Annotated in this window: 3 protein-coding genes and 1 pseudogene; all 4 read right to left on the reverse strand. The window is 66.9% G+C overall.

The features are described 5' to 3' along the window. Positions 1 to 306, reverse strand: a pseudogene (locus VD972_RS33975) (two-component system sensor histidine kinase/response regulator); the annotation flags it as partial. Positions 307 to 485: 179 nt separating this feature from the next. Then, a complete protein-coding gene (locus tag VD972_RS33980) occupies positions 486 to 725 on the reverse strand; it encodes a hypothetical protein (RefSeq protein ID WP_324992958.1) in 240 nt (79 codons plus the stop codon). A gap of 8 nt (positions 726 to 733) precedes the next feature. Next, positions 734 to 2,722, reverse strand: a complete 1,989-nt coding sequence (locus tag VD972_RS33985; RefSeq protein ID WP_324992959.1) for a PAS domain S-box protein — start codon at positions 2,720 to 2,722, stop codon at positions 734 to 736. Positions 2,723 to 2,815: 93 nt separating this feature from the next. Further along, positions 2,816 to 7,195: response regulator (locus VD972_RS33990; RefSeq protein WP_324992960.1), on the reverse strand; the 4,380-nt coding region annotated here is incomplete at its 5' end.

The following is a 7,195-nucleotide window of genomic DNA, read 5'->3' on the forward strand; positions in this document are numbered from 1 at the left end:
ATACATGGGCAAGAGGCCGTGCTCGGAATACGTCGCCTCCCCCGTGGTCATCACCTGCTCGAACTGCGGGCCGATGGTGCCCCAGATCTCCGGCCACACCTCCTGCGCGCCACGTCCGAGCGCCCACGGGTGCTTGCTGCCAGGAATCGGGCGCCAGGCGTCGTTGTAGAGCAGCGCGAGCTGAGGTCCCCAGTAGAGGGCGATGGGGAAGCGCGAGCCCAGGCAGATGCTGAGAGCCGAGCGCAGGCTCTGGGGCCAATCATCCGGAGAACCCAGGGGCGTCTTTGACCAATCCATGGAGCGCATGAGCGCGCCCATCTCTCCACCACCCGCGAGCACCTCTGAGAGTGCCTGGCTCAGCTGAGGTGAGCCGTCAAGAGTCGAGGGGGAGCCGGTTGTCGCTTCAAGAGAATCAGTCAAGTGGCTCATCCAGTCACCGGCTATCACACGCGTCGCCCACCCAGCGGACGATGGTGTGCAAGGGTCTACACATCAACCCCCCGGGGCACCTCCACGATGAAGGTGGCGCCTTGCCCTGGAGCGCTGTCTACCTGCAGGTGAGCACCATGGGGTAGCGCGGACGCGAGCAGCGTCTTGACGAGCACCGCGAGGCTGGGCTGCCAGGACTCAACGGGCCCCAACGGGGTGGAGGCCCAGTCGTGCGCGCTCACGCGCGCGTGCATCTCGCTGGGCCCCTTGAAGGCCGCTACCTTCCCTGATCCCACGGGCCCTCTCAGCCCGCGGAGATCTGCGGCTCCGACACGGGCTCATGCGCCTGGGTCGAGGGCGAGCTCGCCTGGATTGCCTCACGCGGCAGCCAGACATGAAAGGTCGAGCCCTCGCCGGAGACGCCCAGGGACTCCACCCAGATGCGACCGCCGTGCTGCTCCACGATGCCCTGACTGATCGTCAGCCCCAGCCCCAGTCCACCATACTTGGAGCCGTGCGCGCGCCCGAAGCGCTCGAAGATGAGCACATGCTTCTCGGGAGGAATCCCCACGCCCAGATCCTTCACCGAGAGGTGCACCCCTACCCCCTCCTCCATCAGCCGCACCACCACCTCGCCGCCCTCAGGCGAGTAGCGGATGGCGTTGGCCACCAGGTTCGTGAGCACCTGATCCAGCCGCCCTCGGTCCCACACACCCTCCAGGTGCTCCGGCGCCTCCACTCGCAGCGGGTGCGCCTGGGAGAGCACCGCCATGCGGTCGCACGTCTCGCGCACCAGCCCGCCCAGATCGAAGCGCTCCAGCTCCAGGGACAGGCGCCCGGCCTGCAGCCGGCTGATGTCCAGCAGCTCCTCCACCAGCTTCGTCATCCGGTCGATCTGCCGGTTGATGATCGTCAGCGACTTGCCGGGCCCGTGGTCCACCTGTCCGCCCAGCTTGAGCATCGCCAGGTGGGCGTGGCCCTTGGCCGCCGCCAGCGGTGTGCGCAGCTCGTGGCTGGCCGCGGCGAGGAAGGCGTCCTTGGCCTCGTTGGCCAGCCGCAGCGCAGCCTCCGCGCGCTGGCGCTCGGTGATGTCTCGCGCCAGGGAGACGAAGCGGCCCGGCCCCTCGACGGCCGCGACATACTGGAGCACCACCTCGACCGGCACCTCGGAGCCGTCGCGCCGCCGGTGCGTGGTGGAGAAGGTCTGGCTCGGCAGCGTCCCGCTCAACAGCGGCGCCAGCAGCTTGCGGAAGCCCTCCTCGTCGAAGTCCCCCTCCACGCGCAGCACGCTGCTGCCCACCAGCTCCTCCACCGTGGTACCCAGCTGCCGGGCCGCACCTGCATTGGCGTAGGTGAGCGTGAGCCCCTCAGGCTCGAACATGAGGACGCAGTCGAGCGTGGCGTCCAGCGTGGCCTTGAAGCGCGCCAGCGCGTCCTCCGCGCGCTTCTTGTCGTCGATGTCCGTGGCCACGCAGACAAAGCCAGTGGCGCGGCCCGCGTCGTCCAGCTCGGGCCCCGCCCGCCCCAGGTGCCAGCGCCACACCCCGTCCTTGTTCCGCATGCGGAACTCGAGCTCGAACCGGCTGCCTTGCTTCACCGCCTCCGTCCACTTGCGGAGCATCACCTCGCGGTCCACCGGGTGGAAGAACTCCAGGAAGAACTGGTTGGTGATCTCCTCGCTGGCCAGGCCGGTGTAGCTGCGCCAGGCCTGGTTCGCGTAGTACAGCATCCCGTCCGGGCGCGTCGCCCACATGGTCTCCGGCAGCGAGTCCAGCAGCCGCCGGTAGCGCAGCTCCGTCTGGCGCTCCATCGCCTCGCGATCCCGCTGGCGCAGCAGGGCCGCCTGGCGCTGGAGCTGCTGCTCCTTGAGGAACAGGTCCACGAAGACACTGACCTTGGAGCGGAGGATCTCCGGATCGAAGGGCTTGAGCAGGTAGTCCACCGCGCCGTGCGCATAGCCCTTGAAGATGTGGGCGGCGTCCCGGCTGAGCGCGGTGAGGAAGATGATGGGGATGGTGCGCGTGCGCTCACGCTGCTTGACGAGCGCCGCCGTCTGGAACCCATCCAGCCCCGGCATCTGCACGTCCAGGAGGATGACGGCGAAGTCGCGCTGCAGCAGGCACTTGAGGGCCTCCTCGCCGCTGCTGGCCTTCACCAGATCCTGGCCGAGCGGCTCGAGGATGGCCTCGAGCGCCAGCAGGTTGGAGGGGTGATCGTCCACCATGAGGATGCTTGCACGCTGGCGTGGCGCGGCCTCGGCGGAGCGATCAGGGGTGGCATTGGTGGGAGTCATGCTGAACAGACGGGTACCCGGGGTAAGGGAAAAGCTAGGTCCCCTCCCCTCCAAACAGAAGAGCGGAGGGGAGCGAGACGTGCGCTATCCGACTCAAGCATTCACCCACAGACGGATGAGTTCGATGAGCTTGTCCGTGTCTACCGGCTTGGGCAGGTAGTCACTGGCCCCGGCCGCCATGCACTTCTCACGGTCGTCCTTCAGGGCCTTGGCGGTGACGGCGATGATGGGCAGCCGGGAGAGCCGGAGATCCTGGCGGATGGCCCGCATGGTCTCGTAGCCGTCCATCTCTGGCATCATGATGTCCATCAGCACCACGTCCACCTCGGGCTGCTTCTTGAGCATGTCGATGGCGGCGCGGCCGTTCTCGGCGAAGGAGACCACCATGCCGTGGTTCTCCAGGACGCTGGTGAGCGCGAAGATGTTGCGCATGTCGTCATCCACGACGAGCACCTTCTTGCCGCTCAGGTCCCCTTCGTGCCGGTTGTCGCGCACTGCCAGCGCGTGGCGTGCCCGGGGGGTGAGGTGCTGGTCCAGGCGGTGGAGGAAGAGCGCCGTGTCGCCCAGGAGCTGGTCCGGGCTCTTGGCCCCGCTCTTGAGGATGACGCTGCCGGTGTAGCGCTTGAGGCGGGCCTCGTCCTTCGAGGTCAACTCCTTGCCGGTGTAGACGACGATGGGCAGGTCCCTGAAGCGCGCCTGCGTCTTCACCTCCTCCACCAGCTTGGTGCCGTCCATGTCGGGCAGCAACAGGTCGATGACGAGGCAGTCGAACTCGGACTTCTCCAGCTCGTGCAGCGCAGCCTGACCTGTGGGCACGGCCGTCACTTGCACGTCATCGCCCTCTCCCAGCAGCCGGGTGAGGCTGTCGCGCTGCACGTCATCGTCCTCGACGAGCAGCAGCCGCCGCTCCTTGCGCTCCAGGAAGCGGGCGAGCTGGCCGAAGACGTGCTCCAGGCCCTCCTTGCTCACGGGCTTGGTGAGGTAGCCGAAGGCGCCCTGGGTGTTGCCCTGGTGCTTGTCCATCACGCTGATGATGTGGACGGGGATGTGGCGTGTGCGCGGGTTGCGCTTGAGGCGCTCCAACACGCTCCAGCCGTCCACCACCGGCAGCTGGATGTCCAGGGTGATGGCGTGCGGCAGGTACTCGTTGGCCATGGACAGGCCGCTGTCGCCGCGGCTGGCCACCAGGACCTTGAAGCCCTTCTCCCGCGCCATCTGCGCCATGATGCGGGCGAACTTCAGGTCATCCTCGATGATGAGGAGGACGCGATCGCCCTCGCGGATGTGCTCCCGATCATCCTCCACCATGAGCGGGGCCAGCAGCGGGTCCGCCGGGGGAGGCAGCGCCGCGTCCAGCACGTGCCCGTTCTCCGCCACGGGCGGAGGTGTCAGGTGGATCGCCTGGGTGGCAGCCGGCTCCGGCGTGGCCGAGTGGGCCGGCTCCGATGCCGTCACGCGGGCCGGCTCCGGCGCGGCTGGGCGGGCCGACGTGGGAGCCAGGCTCCCCGGCGCGGGCGGCGCAGGTGGCATGAGCGAGGCAAGAGGCGTGGACGGGGCGACCCCATCATCCTCCGGCGCCATGTACTCGGGCGGCATGTACAGCGTGAAGGTGCTGCCCTTGCCAGGCTCGCTCTCCACGTGGATCTCGCCGCCCAGCAGCTTGGCGATCTCGCGCGAGATGGACAGGCCCAGGCCGGTGCCACCGTACTTGCGCGCGGTGGAGCCGTCCGCCTGCTGGAACGCCTCGAAGATGAGCTTCTGCTTGTCCTTGGCGATGCCGATGCCGGTGTCCATCACCGCGAAGGCGATGACGTGCTTGGCCTTGCGCAGCACCTCGTGGTCGAGCCGCACGCTCTTCTCCGCCGGCTTCACCACCATCTTCACGCTGCCCGAGTCGGTGAACTTGAAGGCATTGGAGAGCAGGTTCTTGAGGATCTGCTGCAGCCGCTGCGGATCCGTGCGGATGGAGCGCGGCGTGTTGGGCGCCAGCTCCACGGAGAAGTGGAGGTTCTTCTGGTCCGCCACTGGGCGGAACGAGCGGTCCACGAACAGGTTGAGCTCGCTGAGGAGGATGTCGCGCGGCTCCACCTGCATCTTGCCGGCCTCCACCTTGGACAGGTCGAGGATCTCGTTGATGAGGGTGAGCAGATCCCCGCCGCTGGCGTAGATGGTGTTGGCGTACTCCACCTGCTTGTGGCTGAGGTTGCCGTCCTTGTTGTCCGACAGGAGCTTGGCGAGGATGAGCAGCGAGTTGAGCGGGGTGCGCAGCTCGTGGCTCATGTTGGCCAGGAACTCGCTCTTGTACTTGGAGATGATGGTGAGCTGCTCGGCCTTCTCCTCCAGACTGGCGCGGGCCAGGTTCACCTCGCGGTTCTTCTCCTCGACGGCGGTGTTCTGATCCTTGAGCTGCTTGGCCTTCTCCTCCAGCTCGAGGGCCTGGGCCTCCAGCTCCGCGTTGGTGCGCTTGAGCTCGTCCTGCTGCTGGGTGAGTTCCTTGGACTTGCTCTGCAGCTCCTGAGTGATGCTCTGCGACTGCTGCAGCAGCTCCTCGGTGCGCATGTTGGCCATGATCATGTTCAGCACCACGCCAATGCTCTCGGTGAGCTGATCCAGGAAGATCTGGTGGATGGCGCTGAACGGGTGGAAGCTGGCCAGCTCGATGACGGCCTTCACCTCGCCCTCGAAGAGGACGGGCAGGACGATGATGTTGAGCGGGCTGGACTCGCCCAGGCCAGAGGCGATGGTGATGTAGTCCTGCGGCACCTTGGTGAGCAGGATGGTCTTCTTCTCCAGGGCGCACTGGCCCACCAGGCTCTCGCCCAGGCGGAAGCGGTTGGAGATGTTCTTGCGCTCACGGTAGGCGTAGGTGCTGGTGAGCTTGAGCACCGGCAGGGTGCCCTCCTGGTCCGCCAGGAAGAAGGCGCCGTGGTGCGCGCCGACCAGCGGCGTGAGCTCGCTCATGATGAGGCGGCTGACGGCCTCCAGGTTCTTCTGGCCCTGCATCATGCCGGAGAACTTCGCCAGGTTCGTCTTGAGCCAGTCCTGCTCCTGGTTCTTCTGCGTGGTCTCACGCAGGTTGATGATCATCTGGTTGATGTTGTCCTTCAGCGCCGCCACCTCGCCCTCGGCGACGACGGTGATGCTGCGGGTCAGGTCACCCTTCGTCACCGCGGTGGCGACATCGGAGATGGCGCGCAGCTGAGAGGTGAGCGTGCCGGCCAGCTGGTTCACGTTGTCCGTGAGCTGCCGCCACGTGCCACGCGCGCCGGGCACGCGGGCCTGGCCGCCCAGCTTTCCTTCGATACCCACCTCGCGGGCCACCGTCGTCACCTGCTCGGCGAAGGTGCCCAGCGTGTCCGTCATGCTGTTGATGGTCTCCGCGAGCGCGGCCACCTCGCCCTTGGCATCCACCACCAGCTTCTGGCCCAGGTCGCCGTTGGCGACGGCCGTCACGACTTTGACGATGCCACGCACCTGGGTGGTGAGGTTGGAGGCCATGAAGTTCACGTTGTCCGTGAGGTCCTTCCACGTGCCGGCCACACCAGGCACGCGGGCCTGACCGCCCAGCTTCCCCTCGACGCCCACCTCGCGGGCCACCGTGGAGACCTGCTCGGCGAAGGTGCCCAGCGTGTCGGTCATGTTGTTGATGGTGTCCGCGAGCGCGGCCACCTCACCCTTGGCGTCGACGACGAGCTTCTGCTTCAGGTCGCCGTTGGCGACCGCCGTCACCACACGGACGATGCCGCGCACCTGGGTGGTGAGGTTGCGGGCCATGGAGTTCACGTTGTCCGTGAGGTCCTTCCAGGTGCCGGAGACGCCGCGCACCTCGGCCTGACCGCCCAGCTTTCCTTCGGTGCCCACTTCCTTGGCGACGCGCGTCACCTCCGAGGCGAACGAGTTCAGCTGGTCCACCATCGTGTTGATGGTGTTCTTCAGCTCGAGGATCTCGCCCTTCACATCCACGGTGATCTTCTTGGACAGGTCTCCGTTGGCCACCGCCGTCGTCACCAGGGCGATATTGCGCACCTGGGCGGTGAGGTTGGAGGCCATGGAGTTCACGTTGTCCGTGAGGTTCTTCCACGTGCCGGCGACTCCCGGCACCTCGGCCTGGCCGCCCAGCTTGCCTTCCGTACCCACTTCCTTGGCGACGCGCGTCACTTCCGAGGCGAAGGCGCGCAGCTGGTCCACCATCGTGTTGATGGTGTTCTTCAGCTCGAGGATCTCGCCGCGGGCCTCGACGGAGATCTTCTGCGACAGGTCCCCGTTGGCGACCGCCGTCGTGACTTTCGCGATGTTTCGCACCTGGTCGGTCAGGTTACCGGCGAGGACGTTCACGTTGTCCGTGAGGTCCTTCCAGACGCCGGACACGCCCTTCACGTCGGCCTGGCCACCCAGCTTGCCCTCGGTGCCCACTTCCTTGGCGACGCGCGTTACTTCCGATGCGAAGGCGCGCAGCTGGTCCACCATCGTGTT

This window comes from Hyalangium sp., from assembly GCF_035629615.1.
Taxonomy (GTDB): Bacteria; Myxococcota; Myxococcia; order Myxococcales; family Myxococcaceae; genus Hyalangium.

Bases quoted from the DNA above. Each gene is read 5' to 3' on its own strand.
- VD972_RS33985 (WP_324992959.1), bottom strand. From the start codon at position 2,722: ATGACTCCCACCAATGCCACCCCTGATCGCTCCGCCGAGGCCGCGCCA.